Annotated in this window: 16 protein-coding genes; 5 read left to right on the top strand and 11 right to left on the bottom strand. The window is 67.1% G+C overall.

Translation table 11 applies throughout. From position 1 onward, the window contains the following. Positions 1-9,697, bottom strand: a 9,697-nt coding sequence (locus EZ313_RS12675; protein WP_135263500.1) for a peroxidase family protein, incomplete at its 3' end; no start/stop codon positions are given. Positions 9,698-10,283: 586 nt separating this feature from the next. Between EZ313_RS12675 and EZ313_RS12670 the strand changes: the two genes are divergently transcribed. Together EZ313_RS12670 and EZ313_RS12665 are read left to right on the top strand one after the other, a co-directional pair. Further along, positions 10,284-11,249 carry a Bug family tripartite tricarboxylate transporter substrate binding protein gene (locus EZ313_RS12670; protein WP_135263499.1) on the top strand — a complete coding sequence of 322 codons (966 nt, stop codon included), beginning with the start codon at positions 10,284-10,286 and terminating at the stop codon, positions 11,247-11,249. A 221-nt stretch (positions 11,250-11,470) separates the two neighbouring features. Beyond that, complete coding sequence (locus EZ313_RS12665) at positions 11,471-12,088, top strand: outer membrane beta-barrel protein (RefSeq protein WP_135263498.1); 618 nt, start codon at positions 11,471-11,473, stop codon at positions 12,086-12,088. A 7-nt stretch (positions 12,089-12,095) separates the two neighbouring features. On the opposite strand, the gene EZ313_RS12660 is transcribed toward EZ313_RS12665, so the two are convergent. The 8 genes from EZ313_RS12660 to EZ313_RS12625 all read right to left on the bottom strand — a co-directional run bounded on the left by EZ313_RS12660 (position 12,096) and on the right by EZ313_RS12625 (position 20,969). Beyond that, positions 12,096-12,812 (bottom strand): ABC transporter ATP-binding protein, encoded by a 717-nt coding sequence (locus tag EZ313_RS12660; protein ID WP_135263497.1) that lies wholly within the window; start codon positions 12,810-12,812, stop codon positions 12,096-12,098. Next, positions 12,812-13,582, bottom strand: a complete 771-nt coding sequence (locus EZ313_RS12655) for an ABC transporter ATP-binding protein (protein ID WP_135263496.1) — start codon at positions 13,580-13,582, stop codon at positions 12,812-12,814. The genes EZ313_RS12660 and EZ313_RS12655 overlap by 1 nt, the downstream gene beginning before the upstream one ends. Next, positions 13,579-14,706, bottom strand: coding sequence for a branched-chain amino acid ABC transporter permease (locus tag EZ313_RS12650; RefSeq protein ID WP_135263495.1), 1,128 nt, complete (start codon positions 14,704-14,706; stop codon positions 13,579-13,581). Before EZ313_RS12650 ends, EZ313_RS12655 begins: the two co-directional genes overlap by 4 nt. A gap of 14 nt (positions 14,707-14,720) precedes the next feature. Further along, positions 14,721-15,650, bottom strand: coding sequence for a branched-chain amino acid ABC transporter permease (locus tag EZ313_RS12645; RefSeq protein ID WP_135263494.1), 930 nt, complete (start codon positions 15,648-15,650; stop codon positions 14,721-14,723). A 239-nt stretch (positions 15,651-15,889) separates the two neighbouring features. After that, positions 15,890-17,185 (bottom strand): replication-associated recombination protein A, encoded by a 1,296-nt coding sequence (locus EZ313_RS12640; RefSeq protein ID WP_135263493.1) that lies wholly within the window; start codon positions 17,183-17,185, stop codon positions 15,890-15,892. Between the two features lie 34 nt (positions 17,186-17,219). Then, on the bottom strand, positions 17,220-17,852 hold the full coding sequence (lolA, locus tag EZ313_RS12635; RefSeq protein WP_135263492.1) for an outer membrane lipoprotein periplasmic chaperone LolA: 633 nt from the start codon (positions 17,850-17,852) through the stop codon (positions 17,220-17,222). A 43-nt stretch (positions 17,853-17,895) separates the two neighbouring features. Continuing rightward, complete coding sequence (locus tag EZ313_RS12630; protein WP_135263491.1) at positions 17,896-20,220, bottom strand: DNA translocase FtsK; 2,325 nt, start codon at positions 20,218-20,220, stop codon at positions 17,896-17,898. A 74-nt stretch (positions 20,221-20,294) separates the two neighbouring features. After that, entirely contained in the window at positions 20,295-20,969 is a 675-nt protein-coding gene (locus EZ313_RS12625) for a Crp/Fnr family transcriptional regulator (RefSeq protein ID WP_135263490.1), read from the bottom strand. A gap of 154 nt (positions 20,970-21,123) precedes the next feature. On the opposite strand from EZ313_RS12625, the gene trxB reads away from it, so the two are divergent. From trxB to rpmG, 3 genes are all read left to right on the top strand, one after another. Then, positions 21,124-22,074, top strand: a complete 951-nt coding sequence (gene trxB / locus EZ313_RS12620) for a thioredoxin-disulfide reductase (protein WP_135263489.1) — start codon at positions 21,124-21,126, stop codon at positions 22,072-22,074. 184 nt (positions 22,075-22,258) lie between these two features. Beyond that, positions 22,259-22,492: a 50S ribosomal protein L28 gene (gene rpmB, locus EZ313_RS12615; protein ID WP_135250611.1), complete on the top strand. Its 234-nt coding sequence runs from the start codon at positions 22,259-22,261 to the stop codon at positions 22,490-22,492. A gap of 10 nt (positions 22,493-22,502) precedes the next feature. Next, on the top strand, positions 22,503-22,673 hold the full coding sequence (gene rpmG / locus EZ313_RS12610; protein ID WP_055899695.1) for a 50S ribosomal protein L33: 171 nt from the start codon (positions 22,503-22,505) through the stop codon (positions 22,671-22,673). A gap of 92 nt (positions 22,674-22,765) precedes the next feature. Here the strand turns inward: rpmG and EZ313_RS12605 are convergent, their stop codons facing one another. Together EZ313_RS12605 and EZ313_RS12600 are read right to left on the bottom strand one after the other, a co-directional pair. Beyond that, complete coding sequence (locus tag EZ313_RS12605) at positions 22,766-23,980, bottom strand: DesA family fatty acid desaturase (protein ID WP_135263488.1); 1,215 nt, start codon at positions 23,978-23,980, stop codon at positions 22,766-22,768. A gap of 127 nt (positions 23,981-24,107) precedes the next feature. Beyond that, positions 24,108-25,376 (bottom strand): RsmB/NOP family class I SAM-dependent RNA methyltransferase, encoded by a 1,269-nt coding sequence (locus EZ313_RS12600; protein ID WP_135263487.1) that lies wholly within the window; start codon positions 25,374-25,376, stop codon positions 24,108-24,110.

Raw genomic sequence — 25,376 nt, 5'->3', positions numbered from 1 at the left:
CCGAGACCGCCTCCGTGTTGCCGGCGTAGCTGAGGGTGTCGGTCCCCGCCCCGCCATCGACGACGTCGGTGCCGTCGCCGATCCTGTAGTTGACGGTGTCGTTGCCGCTGCCGCCAAGGAGCGTGTCGTTGCCGGCGCCACCGTTCAGCGTGTCGTTGCCGGTGCCACCGTCAAGTGAATCAGCACCGAAGCCGCCGTTCAGCGTGTCATTGCCGCCAAGCCCGGACAACAGGTCCGCGGCCCGGCCGCCGGTGATCACGTTGGCCTGGTTGTTGCCGATGCCGGTGAAGTCACCCCAGCCGGTGAAGGTGAGGTTCTCCACGTCGAAGTCGCTGAGCGCGTAAGTGAGCGCCATCGACTGAACTTCATCGATGCCGCCGCCCGCTCCTTCGGACACGACGTCCTGTGATTCCTGGACGATGTAGGTGTCGTTCCCAGTGCCACCAGTCAGCCTATTGACTTGGCCATCCAGGCCGCTACCCAGCGTGTCGTTGCCAGCGCCGCCGATGACGTTCTCGATGCCGGCAATCGACGTGAAGCCCGAGGCCGTACCCGCCTCGAGATCCACCGAGACCGCCTCCGTGTTCGCCGCGTAGCTCAGGGTATCGTTGCCGCCGAGCATGTCGGCCACCACGGACTCAACGCTGGTCACCGAGCTGCCCGCCACAATGGTCAGGGCACCGCCTGAGATCGTCACTGTCAGCGTGTTGTTTCCCGCGGTGCCGGTGACGTTCAACCGGTCGGTCCCGTCGCCGCCATCCACCGCGTCGGCGCCATCGCCGATCGCGTAGTTGACAGTGTCGTTGCCGCTGCCCGCGTTAATCGTGTCGTCGCCGGTACCGCCCGCAAGGGTGTCGTTCTGCCCGGCGCCGTTGATCGTGTCGTCGCCGGCGCCGCCGAAGATCAGGTCCTGCCCCTCGTTGCCGGTGAGCGTCTGCGCTGCGGTGTCCGCGGCGATGAAGTCGCCCGTCACGATGGACGGCACGGAGACAACGGTCTCCGTGTTACCCCCGTCGTCGACGAAGGAGACGACGACCTGCAGCTGCCGGTTCACCTGGTCCGCCCCCGGCGTGAAGCTCTGGCCGGTTGCGCCCACGATGTCGGTGAAGACGCCACCGCCACCCACGTCACTCTGCTGCCACTGATAGCTGAACACCGAGCTGGTCGTGCCATCCGGGTCGGTGAAGCTGTTAACCGCCGTGACGGCCTGGGTTTCCGTCGGCGTCGTGTCGGAAACCCTGGGCGCACCTTGGGGCGCCCCGTTGGCGAGGATCGCCGTCGGGGCCGAGAACACGGTCTCCACCACGCCGTTCGCATCCTGGTACGTGCCCTTGACGCGCAGGACCAGGCCGGCTTCGCCTGCTCCCGGCGTGAAGGTTGCGCCGGTGGCCAGCAGGTCGCCCACCCCCGCCGCCCGGACGATGTCCTCGAAGACGCCCGGCGCCACCTCGGCCTGCCACACAAAGGAGATCGGCCCGGTGATCGCACCCGTGGGATTCGCCGCGGTGACGTTGTCGGCGTCGGTGACGCCCGCCGCCGAGACGGTGAGCTGCTGGCCGCTGTTGGGCGTGTCGTCGGAGATGGTCAGCAGGCCGTCCGGCATCGAGTCGAACACGTCGCCGATTTCCGCCGCCAGGTCAGCAAACTGCAGGCGTTCGATGTTGGTCAGCCGGTCGACGCCGTCGATGCCCGCGCCGAACACGACCACGCCGTTGTCGTCCACCAGGTTGTGCGAGACCGTCGTCACGCCGGTGAGCGCGTCGGTTTCCCACGTGTATTCCGACATGTTGCCGCGGAACTTGGCCGTGTCGTAGCTGAAGCCGCTGCCGCCGTCGAGGATCTCGCGCACGATGACCAGCTGTCCCGGATTGACCCTGCCCGCGAACACGTCTTCGACCAGGTCGGTCATCGAGTCAACGCTGCGCAACTCCGGCCCGGTGCCGTCGCTGTTCGCACGCACGCTGATGCGCACGTTCAGCGAGCGGTCGCCGTCGATGAGGTCGTTGCCGCCGCGGCCTTCGATGATGTCGCTGCCGTCGCCGCCCAGGATGATGTTGCCGGCGCTGAACGACGTGACCGGTGCGGCGGAGCCGATGTCGACGAATGCCTGCAGTCCGTCGATCAGCGCGAAGTTGGTGAGCACGCTGCCGTTGTTGCCCGATGCCGGGATCGTGGCGGCATCGGCGTCGTCGCCGATCAGGATGTCGGCGAATCCCGATCCCGACAGGCCTTCCACCGACTCGAAGCGGGCCAGCGTCGAGGCTGCCGACAGCGGCACCGGCGCTTCATTGAAGGCGCGCAGGTTCAGATCGGCGACCGCGCCGGTGGTGGGGTGGTCGAAGGAGGCCCAGTCGAAGCCGGAGCCACCCATGTAGCGATCGATCTGGCCGCCGCGGCCGACCATGATGTCGTCGCCGCCTTCGCCCAGCATCCGGTCGGAGGCGCTGCCGCCCATGAAGACGTCGTGGCCGACGATCGCGTCGAGGCCGCGCGTGTCGAAGTTCTCGCCGGCGCTGCCGTCGGCCATCCCGTTCTCGATCCAGTCGTCGCCCTCGTTGCCGAAGGCCATCTCGGCGGCCGGCGAGCCCAGGATGAAGTCGTTGCCGGTGCCGCCGAAGGACTCCGCCTCGTCCGTGGCGTTGACGATGAAGTCGTTGCCGAAGCCGCCCAGGATCAGGTCGATGCCCTGGCCGCCGTGGATGGCATCGTTGCCGTCGCCGCCCTGCATGTTGTCGTCGCCGCCGACGTCCGTCATGATGTCGTCGCCGGCACCGCCCAGGACCATGTCGTTGCCGAAGCCGCCTTCGAGCCGGTCGTTGCCGCCGTCACCGTACAGGGTATCGTCCCCTTCGCTGGCGATGAGGGTGTCGTTTCCGGCCGTCCCACCCAGGACGACGTGCTGGTCCCCCGTGTAGTGCAGGTGGTTGGTGTCCAGGCCGGCCGTCTGCGGGTTGTCGCGGATCACGTCGCCTTCGGGGTCGTCGCGGCCGGTGGCACCCAGGCCCGTGAACTGCTTGCTCGCATCCACTTCCAGGGTGAACCCCGGCGTCGAGAAGACGTCGCCCGGCAAGTGGGTCACGTCGGTGTTCGCCATGATCAGCTTGGCGAAGCTGTTGTTCTCCAGCTCGGTGAGGAAGTTGAGGCCGGCGGTGCGTTCCAGGTAGTAGAAGCGGTCGCCGTTCTGCAGCGCCTCCATCTGGTTTTCGAACACGAAGTTGAAGGTCGAACCGAGCAGGCCACCGAAGGGCATCTGCTTTTCGGCCAGGCCGCCGATCCAAAGGTCGATGGCGTTGACACCGGTGCTCGCCGCAGGCCCGTTCAGGAAATCGAGTCGATCGGCGGGCACGGCAACCGTCGGTTCGTCGCCGCTGTCGGCAATGCCGTCCAGGCCGTTCTCGCCGTAGACGAGCGCGTAGGCGGCGGCGCGGCGGCCGGCGAGCGTGGTGGCGCTCGTGATCGAGCTGTGCGTGCCGTAGGCCGCGATGAAGTTGACCAGCGATGCCTCGTGCTTGAGGTTGGCGCCGAAGTCGGCCCAGCTGATGTAGGGCTTCAGCTGGGTGTCTCCCGTCATCGCAAAGAACTCGGTGCGGGCCTGGTTCAGGCTCGGCACGCCGGCGTCGCGGCCGCGCGCGATGTTGATCGCGGGCAGGTCCAGCGGCAGGCCCAGCAGGTTGTTGCGCAGGGCCTCCGTCACGAACTCGTCGATCTCGTTGCCCGACTGGCGCGTCAGGCCGCGTACCAGGGCGCCGGCCGACTCGGCGTCGGTCGCGCCGGTGACGGAGAACTCGAGCGGGTTGAGGAACGCGGCGATCAGGCCGGTCTGCTGAGTGTCGCCGTTGACCAGGTTGAAGTTGGGGTCGAACCGGTCCACCGTCTCGGTGAGCATCGAGTGCCCGAAGCGGTACACCACGTGGGCGAACTCCGCCACGATCGCCGGGTTGATGGTCGAGTCGTAGCCTTGGCCTTCCATCAGGAAGACGTCGACCTGGGGCTGCACCTTGCGGGCGAACTCCTCGAACACCAGGTGCTGGTACTGCATCTCCGTGCTGAAGCGGGCCGCCTGGAACAGCCGCTCGCCGTTCCAGACTCCGGGCGAGGTCTGCCACTGGGCGACGAAGGCCGGATCGTTGGAGGCGAGCACCACTTGCTTGATGTGGTCGACGAGGCGGTTGTGCTCGGCGTGGAAGATGAAGTGGACGGCGGTGAGGCCGATGTTCTCGTTGCCGCGCCCATCGCCGGTGATGAAGTGGGCGTCCAGCAGTTCGTCGTCGTACTGGCCGGCGGCGACGTGTCCGCCGGCCACCGTGTCGGCGTCGGCCACCAGGACCTGCCCGGTGGCTGAGACGGGCGCGGCCGTGTGAGCGATGTCGTCGAGGAAGGCATGGCCCGTACGGGCGACCACGGCACCGCCGGGCAGGTTGTTCAGGTCCAGGCCGCCCGCGACACCCTCGATCAATCCCATGTTGGTGACGACCTGGGCGAAGCCGTTCGCGCCCGGGATGAACTTGCCATAGGCGTCGGTGGCCAGCATGGGCACGTTCAGGATGTCCAGGTCGGTCAGCTGGATGCCCAGGAGCTGCGCGGCCTGCGCCTTCACTTCGGCCCAGTTGGCGATGCCGCCGTTGGCGCCGTCGAGCAGGCGGCCGGTGGCCACGGTGTCGCCGGCGGCGTCGGTCGTGTACTCGCGCAGGAACACCTGGTGCGACGCGTGCGAGGTGTAGGTCTGGTTCTGGTCGACGAACGGCGTCGTCTCGTTGTTGTGGAAGTGCACGTCGTCGGCCGTGCCGAACACGCCGTCGGTCCCGGCGTGCGTGGCGGTGTTGTTGGCCCGTGTCACGATCATGAAGCGCTGGCCCGCGGCCAGGTCGTCCGCAGTGCCGAACACGCCGTCGGCGCCGGCCACCAGCGGGTCGTCGGCCTCCAGCGGGATGAACACGGCGCCGTTGTTGGCCTTGTCCACCAGGTCGAGGCCGTGGTCGAAGAACTGGCCGAAGAACGTGAACCAGGAGTTGAACTGTGCCGACAGGCCTTCGTCCGGCGCCGAGTTGGGGATGAAGAAGACGGACCGGTCGTCGGGGGTGCCGAACACGCCGTCCATGCCCGGGCTCTGGATCGCGGCATTGCCGCCGTTGGCGATCACGGCCGCGGGGTTGTTACCCGTCTGGTCGGAGATCAGGTTGGAGATGATGCGCGGATCGGCATCGACCACGTGGCCGGTGCCGGGGCCGGTGGTCGCGTAGTTGGTGTTGGTGATCACGCCGCCCGGCGCGGGACCGTTCGCATCGAAGGTGTCGCCGTCCAGGTCGTTGCGGAAGACCTGGTCCAGCAGCAGCGGGAAGTTCTGGTCCGACGCGCCGAATTGCGTCTGGCCGGGGACCAGGTTGTTGAACGAACCGTCGACGGTCCGCACTCCGAAGGGCAGCCGCGAGTTCGGGATCAGCGAGGACAGGTCCTGGCTGGGTGTGCCGTAGGCTCCCGAGTGCGCTTCCGAGATCAGGATCTGGTCCAGGATGAATTGCAGGTCGGCCCGGATCAGATGGATGCCGGCGCTCTCGACCGCGCTTTCGGCCGGGATCGGCTCGGCCGGGGTCACGGGAGCGGCGACGCCGGTGACCGGCGCGGTGGGCGCCGAGTACACGGTCTCCAGCACCCCATGGCCGTCCTCGTACACCGCGCGCACGCGCAGCGCCAGGCCCGCGAGGTCGGCGGTCACCTGCAAGGTGTTGCCCCTCGCGGTCTCGGGATTAGCGCCGCCCACCGTGACGATGTCCTGGAACACGCCGGACCCCGCGAGGGTCTCGGCTTGCCAGACGAAGGAGATGGGCCCGGTGATCGCGCCCGTGAGGTTGGTCGGGCTGATGTTGTCCGCATCGGTGATGCCGGCGGCGGATACCGTCAGCACCTGGTTGATCGTGGGCGTGCCTGCGCCGAGCGACAGCAGGCCGGCCGGCTCGGCGTTGAGCCCAGGCGCCAGGACCACCGCCTGGTCGCTGAACTGCAGCCGCTCGACGTTCTTGAGCGTGTCGATCCCGTCGGCCCCCACGATGACGGCACCGGCCGCGTCCAGCGCGTTGTGGGTCACCGTCGTCACGCCGGTCGCTGCGTCGGTCTGGATCGTGTAGTCGGCGCGGTTGCCGGAGAACAGGGCCGTGTCGAAGTCAGGCGCCGCCGTCAGGATCTCGCGCACGATCTGGAGCTGGCCCGGGTTGATCGCGCCGGACAGCATGTGGGGCACCAGCTCGGTCAGGCTCTCGGCGCTGCCGATCTCCGGCCCGGTGCCGTCGGCGTTGGCACGCACGCTGATGCGCACGTTGAGCCAGCGGTCGCCGTCGATGAGGTCGTTGCCGCCGCGGCCCTCGATGATGTCGCTGCCGCCACCGCCGAGGATGATGTTGCCGGAGTTGAACGAGGTGACGCCGGCGCCGAGCAGCGCCTGCAGGTTGGCGTACAGGCCGACATTGGTCAGCGTGCCGTTCAGGGCGCCGTCGACGTTGATGGTGTCTGCACCGGCGTCGTCCCCCCTCAGGAAGTCGTTATGGGCTGATCCGGACAGGCCTTCGACTTCGGAGAAGGCGTCCAGGATGCCCTGGTTGGACGGCGTCACAGGCGGTTCGATGCGGTCGCTGACGAGCAGGTCGACCTTGACCCCCAGCAGGTCGGCTTCGTAGCTGGCCCAGTCGAAGCCGCCACCGCCCGCGAAGTGATCCGAGCCGTCGGAGAACACCATGACGTCGTCGCCGCCCTCGCCGTCGACCTCGTCGAAGCCGCCGCCGGTGATGAACACGTCGTGGCCGATGATCGTGCTCTGCTCCTGCGGATCGAAGTTGTCGCCGCCGGCGCCGTCGGAGGTGCCGATCTCGATCCAGTCGTCGCCCTCGTTGCCGAAGGTGGGCAGGTTCATCTGGGCGCCCAGGATGAAGTCGTTGCCCTGGCCGCCGAACGTCTCGGAGACGTCCTCGCCCGTGATGATGAAGTCGCTGCCGTCGCCGCCGAGGATCAGGTTGAAGCCGTTGCCGCCCTGGATGACGTCGTTGCCGCCGTTGCCCTTGAGGACGTCGTCGCCGCCCTTGTCGGTGATGATGTCGTGGCCTTCGCCGCCTTCGATGTTGTCGTTGCCGTCGCCGCCTTCGAGCCGGTCGTTGCCGCCGTCGCCCCAGAGGGTGTCGTCGCCGATGCTGGCGATCAGGGTGTCGTTGCCGGAGGTGCCGCCGAGCACCACGTGGTCCGCGCCCGTGTACTTCAGGTAGCGCGCATCCTGCCCGGCGGTCGTCGGGTCATCGCGGATCACCAGCGGCTGAAGGGCCGTGCCACCTTCGGTGGGATCGTCCTTGCCGTCGTCGCCCAGGCCGGTGTACTGGTTGTTCTGGTTGACTTCGAGCGTCCACGCGGGCGTCGAGAAGATGTCCGCCGGCAGGTGCACGACATCGGTGTGGCGCATCACCAGCTTGGCGAACGAGGCGTTCTCCATCTCGGTGAGGAAGTTCAGGCCGGCCAGGCGCGAGAGGTAGTAGAAGCGGTCGCCGTTCTGCAGCGCCTCGAGCTGGGTCTCGAAGACGAAGCCGAAGGTGGAGCCCAGCATGCCGCCGAAGGGCATCGTCCGTTCGGCCAGGCCGCCGATCCAGAGGTCGATGTCGTCGACGCCGGTGACAGTGACGCCATTGGCGAGGTTCGCATAAGCGCCGGTGCTGTTCAGGAAGTCCAGGCGATCGGCGGGAGCCCCCTCGCCGCCGAACACGAGTGCTGCGGCGGCCGCGCGCTTGGCTTCGAGCGTGGTGGCCGCCGTGATGGTGGCATGCCTACCGTAGGCGGCGATGAAATTGACGACCGAGGATTCGTGCTTGAGGTTCAGCGTCAGGTCGACCCAGCTCGTGTAGGCCTTGAGCTGGCTGTCGCCCGTCATCGCGTAGAACTCGCGGCGCGCCTCGTTGAGGGTCGGGGTCCCGGTGTCGCGGCCGCGAGCGATGTTGATGGCCGCCAGGTCCAGCGGCAGGCCGAGCAGGGTGTTGCGCACCGCACCGGTGACGAATTCGTCGATCTCGTTGCCGACCTGGCGGGTCATGCCGCGCACGATGGCGCCGGCCGCCTGCTCGGGCGTCAGCGCGCCGTCGTCGTCGAAGGCCACCGGGTTGAGGAAGGCCTGCAGCAACGTCATGTCGCTGGATTCGAAGTTGGGGTCCAGCCGGTCCACGGTCTCGGTCAGCATCGAGTGGCCGAGGCGGTACACCGCGTGCGCGAACTCGCCGAAGATCGCCGGATTGATGGTGGCGTCGTAGCCGGTGGGGGCCAGGAACGCATCAACGGTCGGCTGCAGCTTGCGCGCGAACTCCTCGAACACCAGGTGCTGGTACTGCATCTCGGTGGCAAAGCGGGCGGCCTGGAACAGGCGTTCGCCGTTCCACGAGCCGTCGGGCAGTTGCCAGGAGGCGATGAAGTCGGCGTCGCCGCTGGCCAGCACGGTGGCCTTGATGTCTTCGACCTGCTTGTTGTGCTCGGCGTGGAAGACGTGGTGGACGGCGGTCAGGGCGATGTTCTCGTTGCCGCGGCCGTCGCCGGTGATGAAGTGGCGGTCCAGCAGTTCGTTGTCGTACTGGCCCGCAAGGGCGGCGTTGCCTGTGATGCTGTCGGCATCCGCCGTCAGCACCTGGCCCATGGACCCGCGCGGCGCGGCGGCGTGCGCGATGTCGTCGAGGAAGGCGTGGCCGGTGCGCAGCGCGATGCTGGCGTCCACCGGCGCTGCGGGAGTGCCGGACTGCGTCACCGGCGGCGGGCCGGCGCTGATCACCAGCTGCGGGAAGCCGTCAGGGCCCGGGATGAACTTGCCGTACTGGTCGGTGACCACCAGCGGGACGCTGAGCACGTCGAGGTCGTCCAGCTCGATCCCCAGGATGTCGCGCGCCTGGGCCTTGATGTCGGCCCAGGTCGCCAGGCCGCCGTTTTCGCCGTCGAGCATCTTGCCGGTGGCCACCGGGCGGCCGCTGGCATCGAGTACGTACTCGCGCAGGAACACCTGGTGCGAGGCGTGCGAGGTGTAGGTCTGGTTCTGGTCGACGAAGGGCGTCGTCTGGTTGGTGGCGTTGCCATCGGCATCACGCGTGGCTCGCGAGACCACCATGAAATTGGGAGCGCCCTCCACGTACAGCGGGTCGTCCGGCATCAGGTTGATGACGATGATTTCGGTGCTGCTCTTGTTGACCAGGTCCAGTCCGTGGTCGAAGAACTGGCCGAAGAAGGTGAACCAGGAGTTGAACGGCGCCGACAGGCCGACGTCGGGCGCGGTGTTGGGGATCGTCAGCAGCGTCCCGGGCGGGATCGCGACGCCTTCGAGGTCGCGCAGGATGCCGTCCTCGTCGATGGTGCCCAGCCCGGCCCCGACGAACGCCTGCACGGCCGCCGGGTTGTTGCTGGTCATGTCCGCGATCAGGTTGCTGATGATCCGGGGCTGCGCATCGAAGGTCATCGCCGGACCGGCGGGATACGAGGGCGCCGCAACGACGGCCTCGGGGAAGGGCTGGTCCGCCGCCCCGAAGTTCTCCTGCCCCGGCACCAGGTTGTTGTACGAGCCGTCCACCGTCCGCAGCCCGAACGGCGCGAACGCGTTCGGCACCAGGTTGGTCAGGTCCGCCCCTGCGGCGTGGGCCTCAGAGATCAGGATCTGCTGAAGGATGAATTCCAGATCCGAGCGGATCAACGTAGCCATGTGCTTTCTCCTGGGTAGCCGGACGTTTTCGGGCCGGCGGTGTACGCTCTTTGGGCAAAGCGTCTCCACGCCGGCCCGGATGGGAAGCAAATCAGCTGGACCCGACCGGGCCAGCTACGAACTGGGGAGGGGAACTACCAGCGGGGCGTCAGCGACATCGCGGCGGTGGTCGCCGCAGATGCGTGTAACGGTCGTTACAAAGCTCTGGCAAAGCGGAGGGTCGGTCCGCGCCGAGGCGAGAGCCGTGCGTTTTCCGCACTTCGACCGGAGACTGCGCAATCCTGCACATCCGACACCTCCCTCGGGCTAGCCCAGAGTTGTTTGCGAAGGTCACTATCCGTCGCAATGGGTTGCAAGTGTGACCATGCAAAAGTACCCAAAGTGAGCCGTGTTTCGTTCAGATACTTTTGTTACCTTGCAGAGCTCGTTATGTTGTGATAGTCGGACGCAACCAGAGGGCAAAGCCCGCTGCATCCGTTCGCCGGCGCACGCAGGCGCGTGCGCCCACAAACAGTGCAACGTGGTCGGGTGTCACGCGTGGCGGCCAACTGCGGCACCGGCAACCCTCGTCGATACCATTCCGCCCATGAAACGCAGACACCTCCTCCTCTCCGGCGCCGCTGCAGCGGCCGCCCTGCCCGTCTTCGCCCAGACCCAGCGCCCGATCCGGCTGATCGTTCCGTATGCGGCGGGCGGCCCGATCGATGTCACCGTGCGTGTGCTGGCCGAGCGCGTGAAGGACACGCTGGGAACGGTGATCATCGAAAACCGGCCCGGCGGCGGCGGCAATATCGGCGCGGATGCGGTGGCCAAGGCGGCGCCGGACGGCACCACCATCGGCATTTCCGCGGTCGCCACGCACGCCATCAATCCCTGGCTGTTCAGCAAGATGCCGTACGACGCGGTCAAGGACTTCGCCGCCATCACGCAGATGGTTCGCGTGCCCAATGTGCTGGTGATGAACGCAGACACCGCGGCGCGGCTGAAGATCAATACGCTGCGCGACCTAATCGCATACGCAAAGGCCAACCCGGCCAAGCTCAACTACGGCAGCGGCGGCAACGGCAGCGCGGGCCACCTGGCCGGGGAGATGTTCAAGCGCGATGCCGGCATCTTCGCGGTCCACATTCCCTACAACGGCGGCAATCCTGCGCAGCTGGCGCTGCTCTCGGGGCAGGTCGACTTCAATTTCGACAACCTGGCCACCGCGGCGCCGAACATCCGCTCCGGCAAGCTGAAGGCACTGGCGGTCACCACCTTGCAGCGTTCCCCCAACCTGCCCGAAGCCCCGCCGGTGGCCGACACGCTCAAGGGATTCGCCATCGACACCTGGTGGGGCCTGGTCGCGCCGGCCGGCACGCCGCGCGAAGTGATCGGCCGGCTCAATCAGGCGTTCGTCGCGGCCTTGCAGTCTCCGGAAGCCAGGACCCGGTTCGCGGGCCTGATGGCGGAGCCGGTGCCGACCACGCCGGAGGAGTTCGCCTCCTTCATGCGGGCCGAACTGGCCAAGTACGAAAAGGTTGTCAAGGCCTCCGGGGCCAAGGTCGACTGAGTGTGTACTCGTGACTTAGTACCGGCGACAAATCGTAAGAACGACAGACGGTTTGCGTCTCGGAATTTCGGCTGCGGCGAGTTGATACGCCTAGGCTCGTCGCTCCTTATTTGAGAGCACCCGAAGTAACTTCCTACCGTTTTGTAGGACAACTCTCACACCCAGCAGAGCTACATCCGGCCTAGATTGTTCCAACAGGAAACAGCCAGGAGGAGCCCGTCATGGAGCCAGTCCGGATCGTCCGTCAATCGCCAGCCCTGTTCGCGCTGGCGCTGTTGCTATCGCTCGTCCTTGGGAACGCCCACGGCCAGCTGATCCATCGGGGACCCGACCCTTGGGAGCCGCGTCCTGCCGTCTTCATGCCCGGCTTGGGCCTGCAGGTCTCGCGCGTGCAGTACCCGATCGGCTGCGGTGCTTCGCTGCTGCGCTGCGACGCCAACCAGGCGGCCGCGCTGGCCGCTGGAGCGAGGGCGCCGCTTCACTGGAAGCTGGAATTCACCCAGCTCAGCCTGGGGCCGGCGGACCGTCTGGCCCTCGGCCCGACCCGGCAGGGCCTCAACCTCAGCCTGGTGGGCCGCCGCCCCCTCTTCGGCAGCGCTTTCTCGGTCTACGGGAAGCTGGGCGCGACCTACGGCTATGCCGATGCGACCAGCTCGCCCGTGGCGGCGTCGCCTGCCCTGCTGGAGCACGGCTACGGCTTCTCGTTCGGTGCGGGTCTGAGCATGGAAATCTCGCAGGGCTTGTCCGCTACCCTGGGCTGGGACAGTCACGAGATGCGCCTGGGCGGAAGCCGCGACGGCTTCCACTCCACCAGCATCGGGCTGCAGTACCGGTACTAGGGCCGGCTCACTCGCCCAGGTACGCGGCGCGCACCTTGGGGTCGCTGAGCATCTGGCGGGCGTCGCCCGACATGGTGATCAGGCCGGATTCCATCACGTAGGCGCGATCGGCCAGCTGCAGTGCGCGGCTGGCGTTCTGCTCCACCAGCAGGATGGTGACGCCCTGGGCGTACACCTCGCGCACCACCTCGAAGATCTTGTCCACCATGATGGGCGACAGGCCCATCGAAGGCTCGTCCATCAGCAGCACCTTGGGCCGGCTCATCAGTGCTCGGCCCATCGCGAGCATCTGCTGTTCGCCGCCCGAAAGCGTGCCGGCCAGCTGGTCGCGCCGCTCCTTCAGCCGCGGGAAGATGCCGAACACCTTGTCCAGGTCGCGCGCGATCTCGGCCCGGTCGTTGCGGATGTGGGCGCCCATCTGCAGGTTCTCCGCGATCGTCATGCGGGTGAACACGCCGCGGCCTTCCGGCACCATCGCGAGCCCCTGCTTGACCAGGTCCCAGGCGCCGCGGCCGCGGATGCTGCGGCCCATGTACTCGATGTCGCCTCCGGACAGCGGCAGCAGGCCGGTGATGGCCTTCATCGTCGTGGTCTTGCCCGCGCCGTTGGAGCCGATCAGGGACACCAGCTCGCCTTCGCGCACCTCGAAATCCACGCCCTTGACGGCCTGGATGCCGCCGTAGGCGACCTTCAGGGCACTGACCTTGAGCAGTACTTGCGCCATCAGTGGCCTCCCGTCCCGAGGTAGGCCTCGATGACCTTCTGGTTCTTCTGCACGTCCGCCGGCGTGCCTTCCGCGATCTGCTTGCCATAGTCGAGGACCGTGACGCGATCGCACAGGCCCATGACCAGCTTCACGTCGTGCTCGATCAGCAGGATGGTGCGGTTGTCCTTGCGGATGCGGTCGATCAGCTCGCGCAACTGCACCTTCTCGGTGGAGTTCATCCCGGCGGCCGGTTCGTCCAGCGCGATCAGCTGCGGGTCCGTGGCCAGGGCACGCGCGATCTCCAGCCGGCGCTGGTCGCCATAGGACAGCGTGCGCGCCTTGTAGTCGGCGTACTTGCCGATGCCCACGTAGTCGAGCAGCTCCTGCGATCGCTTGGCGATGGCGCGCTCCTCCTCGACGAACTTGCGGGTGCGGAAGATTGCGCCCATGAGGCCCGACGAGGTGCGGATGTGGCGGCCCACCATGACGTTCTCCAGCGCCGTCATGTCCGGGAAAAGGCGGATGTTCTGGAACGTGCGGGCGATGCCGGCCTTGGCCACTTCGTGGACCGCGGAGGGTACGTAGGCCTTGCCGGCCAGTTCGAACGTGCCGCTGTCCGGCTCGTAAAGGCCGGTGATGACGTTGAAGAAGGTGGTCTTGCCGGCGCCGTTGGGGCCGATCAGGCCATAGACCTGGCCCTTCAGGATGGTGATGCCCACATCGGACAGGGCTTGCAGCCCGCCGAAGCGCTTGGAGATGCCGGCGACGCGCAGGACGGCCTCTGTCATGGCTGGGCCCTCGCGCCGTTCTGCCGCAGCGCCTTGCCGTGTTCAGGCGACGGCCACAGGCCGCGCGGACGCAACAGCATGACGATGATCATCGCCAGCGCGATCAGCAGCTGGCGCAGGATGGCGGGGTCGAGGCGGCCGCCGGTGACCGACTGCAGGTCGAACGTGCCCGACACCCAGCGCAGCACCTCGGGCAAGGCCGACAGCAGCACCGCGCCGAGGATCACGCCTGGAAGGTGCCCGATGCCGCCCAGCACCACCATTGCGACGATCATCACCGACTCCATCAGGCTGAAGGACTCGGGCGAGACGAAGCCCTGGAAGGCCGCGAACATGACGCCCGAGACGCCGCCGAAGGTGGCGCCCATGCCGAACGCCAGCAGCTTCATGTTGCGCGTGTTGATGCCCATCGCCTTGGCGGCGATCTCGTCCTCGCGGATGGCCATCCAGGCGCGGCCGATGCGCGACACCTCCAGGCGGTGGCAGATGATCAGGCTCACCACGGCCAGCGCCAGGAACAGGTAGTAGTACAGCGTCACGCTGTTGATCCGGTACTCGCCGATGTCCAGGAACCGGCCCAGGTTGATGCCCGGGATGCCGAACAGGTCGAACTTGAACAGCGTGATCGAGTCGATCTGGCCCAGCCCCTTGGGCCCGTTGGTCAGGTTCACCGGGTGGTCCAGGTTGTTCAGGAACACGCGGATGATCTCGCCGAAGCCCAGCGTCACGATCGCAAGGTAATCGCCACGCAGCTTGAGCGTGGGCGCGCCGAGCAGGATGCCCAGCACGCCGGCGATCGCGGCGCCCAGCGGGATCACCAGCCAGACCGACGTATGCAAGCCGTCCGGGAACATGGCTGCGAACCAGGGGAAGGTGGATGACAGGTGCGGCGACGCCATCAGGCCGTACATGTAGGCGCCGATCGCGAAGAACGCGACGAATCCCAGGTCCAGCAGGCCCGCGTAGCCGACGACGATGTTCAGGCCCAGCGCCAGCAGCACGTAAAGCAGCGCCGTGTCGGCGATACGCACCCAGAAGTTGCCCATGCTTTGCAGCAGCAGCGGCAGCACGAGCAGTGCGACGGCCGAGACGGCCCAGACCACCAGCTTCTTTTGCTTGTCCATGGCGGCTCCTTCCTTCAGGCGCGATCGGCGACCCGTTCGCCCAGCAGGCCCGAGGGCCGCAGCGTGAGCACCCCGATGAGCACGATGAACGCGAAGATGTCGGCATAGTGGCTGCCCAGCACGCCGCCGGTGAGGATGCCGATGTAGCCGGAGCCGATGGCCTCGATCAGCCCGAGCAGGATGCCGCCGACCACCGCGCCGGCCAGGTTGCCGATGCCGCCGAACACCGCCGCGGTGAAAGCCTTGAGCCCGGGCAGGAAGCCCATCGTGTGCTGCACGGTGCCGTAGTTGGACGCATACATCACGCCGGCGATGGTGGCCAGGACGGCGCCGATGATGAACGTCGCGGAGATCACCGTGTCGGGCCTCACGCCCATGAGGGCGGCGACGCGCGGGTTCTCCGCCGTGGCCCGCATCGCGCGGCCCAGGCGCGTGTAGTTGACAAGGTAGGTGAGCACCGCCAGCGACACCGCCGTCAGCGCCAGGATCATGATCTGCGTGGAGGTGATGACCGCACCGCCGACCTCGAAGGGCTTCGCCGGCAGCAGCGTGGGATAGGGCTTGTAGTTCGGCTTGAAGATGATCATCGCCAGCGTCTGCAGCAGGAGCGACATGCCGATGGCGGTGATCAGGGGAGCCAGCTTGGGGCTGTTGCGCAGCGGGCGGTAGGCGATCTTCTCGATGGCGAAGTTCAGGGTCGCCGCCACGACGCACGCAATCAGCGTCGAACCCAGCAGCATCACCCATCCCGGCAGGCCGGGCATCGCGTCCTGCATGCCCACGATGATCGCCCAGCTGGTGAGCGCGCCCACCATGAGCACCTCACCGTGCGCGAAGTTGATCAGGTTGATGATGCCGTACACCATGGTGTAGCCCAAGGCCACCAGGGCGTACATGCTGCCGAGGACCAGACCGTTGATGATCTGCTGCAGCAGGATTTCCATAAGAGGTCACTCCGTTTCTCGGGCCGGCGTGTTGCGCCGCCCCCGCTCGCGGGCCCACGCTTCTTGGCTGCCGGTGCGGCCTTGTGGGCGCGCCCGCCAGTTAGCAAAAAACCCGCCATGCGAACAGGACGGGTTCAAAGCGCAGCGATTGTAGCCAAGCACCTCCTGTGGAAACGGAAGGTGACGCCCGGGGTTTACCCGCCTTGCGCCTCGGTGTGGGTGCGCGAGCGCACGGCCGCTCAGCGCTTGCGCTCGTTGAGTGCGCGCAGCTCGCGCAGCTTCTCGGCAATGCGGATCTCGAGCCCGCGCTCGACGGGACGGTAGAAGCCCGGCGGCTCCATGCCCTCCGGGAGGTAGTTCTCCCCCGCCGCGAAGCCGCCCTCCTCGTCGTGCGCGTAGCGATAGCCCTTGCCGTACGACAGATCCTTCATCAGCTGCGTCGGCGCGTTGCGAAGGTGCATCGGCACCGGGCGCGTGCCGTCCTTGCGCACGAAGGCCTTGGCTTCGTTGAAGGCGGTGTAGACCGCGTTCGACTTGGGCGCCATCGCAAGATAGACGATGCACTCGGCCAGCGCCAGTTCGCCTTCGGGCGAGCCGAGCCGCTCGTAGACCTCGGCGGCGTCCAGGGCCAGGCGCAGCGCGCGCGGGTCGGCGAGGCCGATGTCCTCGGCCGCCATGCGGATCATGCGGCGCGCCATGTAGCGCGGATCGGCGCCGCCATCGAGCATGCGAACGAGCCAGTACAGCGCGGCGTCCGGGTCGGAGCCGCGCATCGACTTGTGAAGCGCGCTGATCGTGTCGTAGAACTGCTCGCCGCCCTTGTCGTAGCGGCGCATGCGCTCACCCAGCACCTTGAGCAGCCAGGCGTCCGTGATCTCACCGAGCTGCTCTTTCGCCGCGGCGACCGCCAGCGTTTCCAGCGTATTGAGCAGCCGGCGCGCGTCGCCATCCGCGTACGCCACCAGGCGCGACAAGGCCCCGGGCTCCAGCGGCGGCACCGCGCCCAGCGCCTGCGCCTTGCCGACGATCTGCTGCAGGTCGGCTTCGGTGAGCGGCTGCAGCACGTACACCGCGGCCCGCGACAGCAGCGCGGAGTTCACTTCGAACGAGGGGTTCTCGGTGGTCGCGCCGATGAACGTGAACAGCCCCGATTCGACGTGCGGCAGGAAGGCGTCCTGCTGGCTCTTGTTGAACCGGTGCACTTCGTCGACGAAGACGATGGTGCGCTGCTGCTGCAGGCCGTCGCGGGCTCTCTGCGCGGCCTCCACCGCATCTCGGATGTCCTTCACGCCGCCCAGCACCGCACTGATGCTGATGAACTGCGCATCGAAGGCGTCGGCCATCAGCCGGGCGATCGTGGTTTTGCCCGTGCCGGGCGGCCCCCACAGGATGCAGCTGTGCGGCTGGCCGGATTCGAAGGCGATGCGCAGCGGCATGCCCTCGCCGAGCAGGTGCTGCTGGCCGACCACCTCGCCCAGCGACTTGGGCCGCAGGCGTTCGGCCAGGGGCGCGTGGGGAACTGCAGACTTGGGCACGAGGCCGAGTGTATGTGCCTCGTCGCGAGCGGGCTTACTGCCGCATCACGTCGGCGCCCTTGGGCGGCGTGAACTCGAAGCTGCCGGCCGCGACCGGCGCATTGAGCTGCAGCTGGTTGAACGTCATCACCGACTTCTGGCCGAAGCTGTCCAGGATCTCGAGAACCGCGAGCTGGTCGCCGCGGAATCCGATGCGCACATGGTTGAGCTGGCCCTCGCGCGCTTTCGGCGTGGCCTGCACCCATTGCAGGCCATCCCGGTCGGGCGCGGCCTCCAGGTTGAAGTCGCGGCGCAGGGCGTTCAGGTCCGGTGCCGCCGCGATCAGCGCCGCGGGCGTGCTGCCCAGCACCTGGTCCTGCTTGCGCGCGGTGACCTGGTTCAGGTCGGCGTCGTACAGCCAGAGCGTCTGGCCGTCGGCCACGATCGTCTGCTGGAATGGCTTGCGGTAGTCGAACCGGAAGCGGCTCGGACGGCTGAACTCAAAGGTGCCGCTCGACGTCTTGCTGCGGGCCGTCTGGCCTTCCCGCGCCGGAGCCGTCACCACCTGCGTGAAATCGGCCCGGCCGCTTTTTGCGGCCTTGACGAAATTCTCGAGGGCTTCGAGCCCGCCGGCCTGTACGGCGAACGTGGCCAGGCCGAGGACGAGGGCGGAAATCGCTTTCTTCATTCGCCTTGGGTCAGCGGCGGGCCGCGAAGTTCGCAACCAGCCGTTACTCGGCGCGCGAGGGCACCAGGATCTCGCGCTGGCCCTGGCCGTTCATGGCGCTGACCAGGCCGGCCTTCTCCATGTCCTCGACCAGCCGCGCGGCGCGGTTGTAGCCGATCTTCAGGTGGCGCTGCACCAGCGAAATGCTGGCCTTGCGGTTCTTCAGCACCACTTCGACCGCCTGGTCGTACATCGGGTCCTTCTCGCCTCCGCCGCCCTCGCCCAGCAGATCGCCGAGGCCGCCCTCGTCATCGACCGTGCCGCCTTCGAGCACGCCTTCGATGTAGTTGGGCTCGCCGCCCTGCTCCTTCAGGTAGGCCACCACGCGGTGGACTTCCTCGTCGCTGACGAAGGCGCCGTGCACGCGCACCGGCAGACCGGTGCCGCTGGCCATGTAGAGCATGTCCCCCATGCCCAGCAGTGCCTCGGCGCCCATCTGGTCGAGGATGGTGCGGCTGTCGATCTTGCTGGAGACCTGGAACGCGATGCGCGTCGGGATGTTGGCCTTGATCAGGCCGGTGATCACGTCGACGCTGGGACGCTGCGTGGCCAGGATCAGGTGGATGCCGGCCGCGCGCGCCTTCTGCGCCAGGCGGGCGATCAGTTCCTCGATCTTCTTGCCGACCACCATCATCAGGTCGGCCAGTTCGTCGATCACCACTACGATGTGCGGCAGGCGCTCGAGCGGCTCCGGGCTGTCGGGCGTGAGGCTGAACGGGTTGTAGAGGAACTCGCCCCTGCCCTTGGCCTCGTCGATCTTGACGTTGTAGCCCGAGAGGTTGCGCACGCCCAGCTTGCTCATCAGCTTGTAGCGGCGCTCCATCTCGGCCACGCACCAGTTCAGGCCGTGCGCGGCCTGCCTCATGTCGGTGACCACGGGGGCGAGCAGGTGCGGGATGCCTTCGTAGACCGACATCTCCAGCATCTTGGGATCGATCATCAGCAGCCTCACGTCGCGCGCTTCGGCCTTGTACAGCAGCGACAGGATCATCGCGTTGATGCCCACCGACTTGCCGGAGCCCGTGGTGCCCGCCACGAGGACGTGCGGCATCTTGGCCAGGTCCGCCACCACCGGATTGCCCACGATGTCCTTGCCCAGGCCGATGGTCAGCATCGACTTGGCCTCGTTGTAGACCTGCGAGCCCAGGATCTCCGACAGCTTGATCGACTGCCGCTTGGCGTTGGGCAGTTCCAGCGCCATGTAGTTCTTGCCCGGGATGGTCTCGATCACGCGGATCGACACCAGCGAGAGCGAGCGCGCCAGGTCCTTGGCCAGGTTGACGATCTGCGAGCCCTTCACGCCGGTGGCCGGCTCGATCTCGTAACGCGTGATCACCGGGCCGGGCTGCGCCAGCACGACGCGCACTTCGACGCCGAAGTCCTTGAGCTTCTTCTCGATCAGGCGCGACGTCATCTCCAGCGTGTCGGCCGAAACCGTTTCCTGGCGGGCCTGCGCGCCGTCGAGAAGGTCGACCTGCGGCAGCTTGCTGTCGGGCATTTCGGTGAAGAGCGGCTTCTGGCGCTCCTTGGCGACGCGGTCGCTCTTGGGCACGTCGACGAGGACGGGCTCGATCAGCACCGGCGTGGGATGGTGCTCCTCGATCTCGACGCGCTCCACGAGGACCGTCTCCTCGCGCTCCCGCGCGGCCTGCTGGCCGAAGGCCAGGTCCTGCGCGATCTCGCGCTTTTCGCGGCGCGACTCGATGAACGCCTCGATGCGCGCGCCCACTCGCTCGGCGACATGCCCCCAGGAGAAGCGGAACACCAGCGCGGCGCCCACCACCATCAACGCCACGAACACCAGGCCCGAGCCGGCGAAGCCCAGCCACTTCACGCCGGCCGGCCCGACCAGGTAGCCGAGCGCGCCACCGGCGTGATCGGGCAGCCGCATCTCGAGCCGGTACAGGCGCGACCACTCCAGGCCCGTGCTCGCGCACAGCAGGATCGCGAGCCCGATCCAGAACGCGAGGCGGCCGCGCCAGAAGGTTTCGACTGGAGCGATGCCGCCGCGCATCCAGAGTGCGAGCGTCGAGAGCCAGGCACGCACGCCGGCAGCGAAGCACCACCAGATCGAGAATCCGAACAGGAAGTAGCTGCCGTCCGCGAGCCACGCCCCGAGGCGGCCGCCCCAGTTGGCGACTGCGGCGCCGCTGCCGGACGTGGAGAAGGCAGGGTCCTGCGCGGAGTAGCTGACCAGCGCGAGCAGCCAGTACAGCAGTGCCGCGCCGCCGATCACCAGCGCGATTTCATGAACGAGTCGGGGGGCGGGGCGGGCATCGCGGCCCGAGAACTTGCCGGGATGGGTGAGCGTGTTGAGCGAATAGGTCATCCGGCGCGAAGCTTACCGTCCGCACAGGCAGCACGCCACTTGCCGTGACACCCACGCAACGGGCGCGGCGCCCGTCAGCCCAGGGTGCTGAGGCGCTCTTTCACCAGCATCGAGCCGTCTTCGCGCGTCTCGATGAAGCCGCGGTCTTCCAGGTCCTTCATCACGCGGCTGACCATCTCGCGCGAGGCGCCGACCATCTTGGCGATGTCCTGCCGCGAGATTCGCTCGCGGATGATGCTGTTGCCCTCTCGGTCGGGCACCGCGAACTCCAGCAGCGAGCGGGCCACGCGGCCGTAGACGTCCATCAGCGCCAGCGATTCGATCTTGCGATCCGCCTGGCGCAGCCGCTGCACCAGCCCCTTCATGATGGCGTACGCCATCGAGCTGTTCTCCGGCAGGCAGCGGGCGAACTCGGCGCGGCCCAGCGCCAGCATGTCGGTCTGGACCTCGGCGCGCACGGTGGCCGAGTGGGCTTCGTTGTCGATCAGGCTCATCTCGCCGATGTAGTCGCCGGGGTTGAGAGTGGCCAGGATCACCTCGCGCCCGCGCTTGTCCGATGTCACGACGCGAACGCGGCCGGTGAGGATGATGAACAGCGTGTTGGACTTCTCGCCCTGCTCCACCACGATCTCGCCGCGCTTGAAGCGGCGCTTGACGACCGCGTCGGCGACGGATTCGGCTTGGTTGGATGTGAGCAATGCGAACAGCGGCACCCGGCGGATCAGTTCCAGGTTGGACAGCATCGACATCCAGTTCCCTCCAGCGTTGCGTCAAGCAATCGGTTCTTACAATCAGCGGGATTGAAACGCTCAAGCATCAGGGTGCATCGCGCACTTGATACTTGCTGCGGTCGACCCGAAATGTACACCGACCTGTGGTGTTTCCCACACAGGTTTCCACGCAATGAACACCCGCCACGCCAAAGTCCTCATCCTCGGTTCCGGCCCCGCCGGCTACACCGCCGCCGTGTATGCGGCCCGCGCCAACCTCAATCCCGTGCTGATCACCGGCATCGCGCAGGGCGGGCAGCTGATGACGACCACCGATGTCGACAACTGGCCCGCCGACGTGCAGGGCGTGCAGGGGCCGGAGCTGATGCAGCGTTTCCTGGAGCACGCGGAACGTTTCAAAACCGAGATCGTTTTCGACCACATCAACAAGGTCGACTTCAGCAAGCGCCCGTTCACCCTGACGGGCGACAGCGGCCAGTACACCTGCGACGCCCTCGTCATCGCGACCGGCGCCTCGGCCAAGTACCTGGGCCTACCGTCCGAGCAGCACTTCATGGGCAAGGGCGTGAGCGCCTGCGCCACCTGCGACGGCTTCTTCTACCGCGAACAGGTCACCGCGGTCGTCGGCGGCGGCAACACCGCGGTCGAAGAGGCGCTCTACCTCTCCAACATCGCCAGCAAGGTCTACCTGATCCACCGCCGCGACAAGTTCCGCGCCGAGCCGATCCTGGTTGACAAGGTCATGGACAAGGTGAAGACCGGCAAGATCGAGCTGAAGCTGTTCAAGACTGTCGATGAAGTGCTGGGCGACGACAGCGGCGTCACCGCACTGCGGCTGAAGGACGCGCGCACCGGCGAGACCGAGGACCTGAAGACGCAGGGCTTCTTCGTGGCCATCGGGCACCAGCCGAACACGGAGATCTTCCAGGGCCAGCTGGAGATGAAGGATGGCTACATCCTCACGCGCTCGGGCCTGAATGGCTTCGCCACCATGACCAGCGTACCGGGCGTGTTCGCCGCGGGTGACGTGCAGGACCACGTCTACCGCCAGGCCATCACCAGCGCGGGCACGGGCTGCATGGCCGCGCTGGATGCGCAGCGGTTCCTGGAGCAGCAGGAGTAAGCCCGCCCCGAAGCGGCCCTGGGGCGGCCGCTGGAAGAAGGCCTATAATCATGGGCTTTGCTGGTTGCGGCCTGGGAAGGCTCAGCCACCAGCGGATGGGTTACCGCCACCCTTTCTGGCGAGGTGAGGCAGGTTGCGAGGCTCAGGCCGCGAGTGACCGCCGTTTGATGCGAATGGAGTGCTCATGGCACGCGTCTGCGAAGTGACGGGCAAGGGCCCGATGGTGGGGAACAACGTTTCCCACGCCAACAACAAGACCAAGCGCCGGTTCGAAGTGAACCTGCAATACCGCCGTTTCTGGGTCGAGAGCGAGAACCGCTGGGTGCGCCTGCGCATTTCCAACGCCGGCCTGCGCCTGATCGACAAGAAGGGCATCGAAACCGTGCTGGCGGACCTGCGGGCCCGCGGCCAGGCTTAAAGGAACGACCATGGCAAGCAAAGGCGGCCGCGAGAAGATCAAGCTGGAGTCCACCGCGGGCACCGGCCACTTCTACACCACGAGCAAGAACAAGAAGACGATGCCCGAGAAGATGTCGATCATGAAGTTCGACCCGAAGGCTCGCAAGCACGTCGAGTACAAAGAGACGAAGCTGAAGTGACCAGCGCATAGCGCGTGTCACTTCATTCCCCGCGCACGGGGATCCAGAAAAAAGCCCCGCATCGCGGGGCTTTTTCACTTCGGGGGAAGGCCTCAGGCGTGCGCCGACCGCAGCTTCAACGAGAACTGCCGCAGTGCCTCGATGCCGCTCTCCTCCGCCCGGCGGCACCAGGCCTGCAGGTCGGCGGCCAGCTGCTCGCGGGAGTGCGAAGTGTTGAGCCACATCTGCCGCAGCTCCTCGCGCATCGTGACCATCTGGTCCAGCACGGGGTGGGCGGCGCGGGCCTCGGCCAGCTTCACGCGCGCGGCGGGCGGCACGCGCTCGTCGTCACGGTGCAGCCAGCGGCGCGCGGCCTTCAGCGGCGACAGGTCGGCCCGCTTGGCCTTGAGCACGGCGATCTCGTCCTTGCACACGCGGCGCATCTCGCGCGCGTAGCCCGCCATCACCTCGTAGCGGTGGGCGATCACCGCCTCCAGCGTCTTCTCGTCCGCCACCGGCTTGATTTCACCCAGGCGAAGCTTGGGCGGAACCTTCTTGACCTTGGCCAAGCCCAGGCGCTGCATCGCGCTGATGTAGACCCAGCCGATGTCGAACTCGTACTTCTTGACCGAGAACTTGGCCGACGTCGGGTAGGTGTGGTGGTTGTTGTGCAGTTCCTCGCCGCCGATGATCAGGCCCCAGGGCGAGATGTTCGTGCTGGCATCCGGCGCCTCGAAGTTGCGATAACCCCAATAGTGGCCGATGCCGTTGATGACGCCGGCGGCCGTGACGGGAATCCAGAGCATCTGCACGGCCCAGACGGATAGGCCGATCGCGCCGAACAGTGCCAGGTTCAGCAACAGCATCAGGCCCACGCCCTGCCAGCTGTAACGGGAATACAGGTTGCGCTCGATCCAGTCATCGGGCGTGCCGTGACCGAACTTGGCCAGAGTTTCCTTGTTCTTGGCCTCCTCGCGGTACAGCTCGGCGCCGCGCCACAGCACGGTGTCGATGCCGCGCGTCTGCGGGCTGTGCGGGTCGTCCTCGGTCTCGCACTTGGCGTGGTGCTTGCGGTGGATCGCCACCCATTCCTTCGTGACCATGCCGGTGCCGAGCCACAGCCAGAAGCGGAAGAAGTGCGAGGGGATCGCGCCCAGGTCCATGGCGCGGTGCGCCTGGGTGCGATGCAGGAAGATGGTGACGGACGCGATGGTGATGTGCGTGGTGAGCAGCGTGTACAGCACGATCTGCCACCAGCTCAGGTCCCACAGCCCATGGGCCAGCCATTCAATGGCCGCGTTCAGCACGGCCCAGTCGGGAAGCAACATAAAGTTTGAGGTTCTTTCTCTCGGCGGGGCACGGCGAAGCTGCCGTCAACCCATCCGACCCATTCTAGGGCGGGGGGTTCACTCTGTTGCACTATTTCGCCTTATCGCACTGTTTGCCTGACGGACGTCAACTTTTCAGCCATCCAGCGGCGAAGAAACCGTCCGTGCGATGGCGATGCGGCCAGAGCCTGAGGTACAGATTGCCCGCCTCGCCGCCGGTCGTGAGGTCTCCCGAGCCGATCTTCAACTGCTCCAGGATGCGGCCGACCGGCAGCGGCTCGAAGTCGGCCATCTCAGCGGTGAATGCCTCGGCTATCGCTTCGTTCTCCTGCGGCAGCAGGCTGCACGTCGCATAGACCAGGCGCCCGCCGGGCTTGAGCAGGCGGGCCGCGCTGCGCAGGATCGCCTGCTGCTTGGCCGCCATCTCCTGCACAGCTTCCGGCGTCTGGCGCCACTTCAGGTCGGGGTTGCGCCTCAGCGTGCCCAGGCCCGAGCAGGGGGCATCGACGATCACGCGGTCGATCTTGCCCGCCAGGCGCTTGATGCGGTCGTCACGCTCGTGAGCGATCGCCGCCGGATGCACGTTGCTGAGCTTGCTGCGCGCGAGGCGCGGCTTGAGCGCGTCGAGCCGGTGCGCGGAGACGTCGAACGCATACAGCCGCCCCGTGTTGCGCATCGCGGCGCCCAGCGCCAGCGTCTTGCCGCCGGCGCCCGCGCAGAAGTCCACCACCATCTCGCCGCGGCGCGCCTCCAGCAGCAGCGCCAGCAACTGCGAGCCCTCGTCCTGCACTTCGATCGCGCCGCGTGCGAAAGCGTCCAGCCGAGTCAGCGCCGGTTTGTCCGACAGGCGCAGGCCCCAGGGCGAATAGGGCGTCGACTCCGCCACGATGCCGGCCAGTTCGAGTTCGCGCCGCACGTCTTCGCGCTTGTCCGTGAGCGCGTTCACGCGCAGGTCCAGCGGCGCCGGTTGCTGCAGGCTCTCGGCCAGCGCCCAGAACTCGTCGCCGAGTTGCGGCTTCAATGCCTGGGCCAGCCAGTCGGGCAGGTTGTGGCGATGCCGCTCCAGCAGGTCGGACGGATCGATGGAATCGCACTGGTCGAGCCAGCGCTTCTCCTGTTCGTCGAGCGCACTCTTGAGGAAGTCGCGCGGCCCGTGGAAGCCCAGGATGGCCAGGCGGCGTGCCTTGGGCCCGCTTCCCGAAGGTGCGAGGTGGTCGAACAGGAGCTTGCGCCGCAGCACGGCGTACACGGTCTCGGCCAGCGTCGCGCGCTCACGCGGCCCGAGCGATCGATGTTCGCGGAAGTAGCGTGACACCACGGCATCGGCCGGGTGGTCGAACCTCAGCACTTGCTGCAGCAGGTCGGCGCAGGCGTCGAGCAGGGCTTTGGGGTGCAT

It is taken from the genome of Ramlibacter henchirensis, assembly GCF_004682015.1.
Lineage (GTDB): Bacteria > Pseudomonadota > Gammaproteobacteria > Burkholderiales > Burkholderiaceae_C > Ramlibacter > Ramlibacter henchirensis.
The sequence above is the reverse complement of the archived record's forward strand: the minus strand, read 5'-3'. Positions and strand labels throughout refer to the sequence as shown.

Excerpts from the sequence above, each read along its gene's own strand:
- EZ313_RS12670 (WP_135263499.1), top strand. The coding sequence starts at position 10,284 with ATGAAACGCAGACACCTCCTCCTCTCCGGCGCCGCTGCAGCGGCCGCC.
- EZ313_RS12665 (WP_135263498.1), top strand. The coding sequence starts at position 11,471 with ATGGAGCCAGTCCGGATCGTCCGTCAATCGCCAGCCCTGTTCGCGCTG.
- EZ313_RS12660 (WP_135263497.1), bottom strand. The coding sequence starts at position 12,812 with ATGGCGCAAGTACTGCTCAAGGTCAGTGCCCTGAAGGTCGCCTACGGC.
- EZ313_RS12655 (WP_135263496.1), bottom strand. The coding sequence starts at position 13,582 with ATGACAGAGGCCGTCCTGCGCGTCGCCGGCATCTCCAAGCGCTTCGGC.
- EZ313_RS12650 (WP_135263495.1), bottom strand. The coding sequence starts at position 14,706 with ATGGACAAGCAAAAGAAGCTGGTGGTCTGGGCCGTCTCGGCCGTCGCA.
- EZ313_RS12645 (WP_135263494.1), bottom strand. The coding sequence starts at position 15,650 with ATGGAAATCCTGCTGCAGCAGATCATCAACGGTCTGGTCCTCGGCAGC.
- lolA (WP_135263492.1), bottom strand. The coding sequence starts at position 17,852 with ATGAAGAAAGCGATTTCCGCCCTCGTCCTCGGCCTGGCCACGTTCGCC.
- EZ313_RS12630 (WP_135263491.1), bottom strand. The coding sequence starts at position 20,220 with ATGACCTATTCGCTCAACACGCTCACCCATCCCGGCAAGTTCTCGGGC.
- EZ313_RS12625 (WP_135263490.1), bottom strand. The coding sequence starts at position 20,969 with ATGTCGATGCTGTCCAACCTGGAACTGATCCGCCGGGTGCCGCTGTTC.
- trxB (WP_135263489.1), top strand. The coding sequence starts at position 21,124 with ATGAACACCCGCCACGCCAAAGTCCTCATCCTCGGTTCCGGCCCCGCC.
- rpmB (WP_135250611.1), top strand. The coding sequence starts at position 22,259 with ATGGCACGCGTCTGCGAAGTGACGGGCAAGGGCCCGATGGTGGGGAAC.
- rpmG (WP_055899695.1), top strand. The coding sequence starts at position 22,503 with ATGGCAAGCAAAGGCGGCCGCGAGAAGATCAAGCTGGAGTCCACCGCG.
- EZ313_RS12605 (WP_135263488.1), bottom strand. The coding sequence starts at position 23,980 with ATGTTGCTTCCCGACTGGGCCGTGCTGAACGCGGCCATTGAATGGCTG.
- EZ313_RS12600 (WP_135263487.1), bottom strand. The coding sequence starts at position 25,376 with ATGCACCCCAAAGCCCTGCTCGACGCCTGCGCCGACCTGCTGCAGCAA.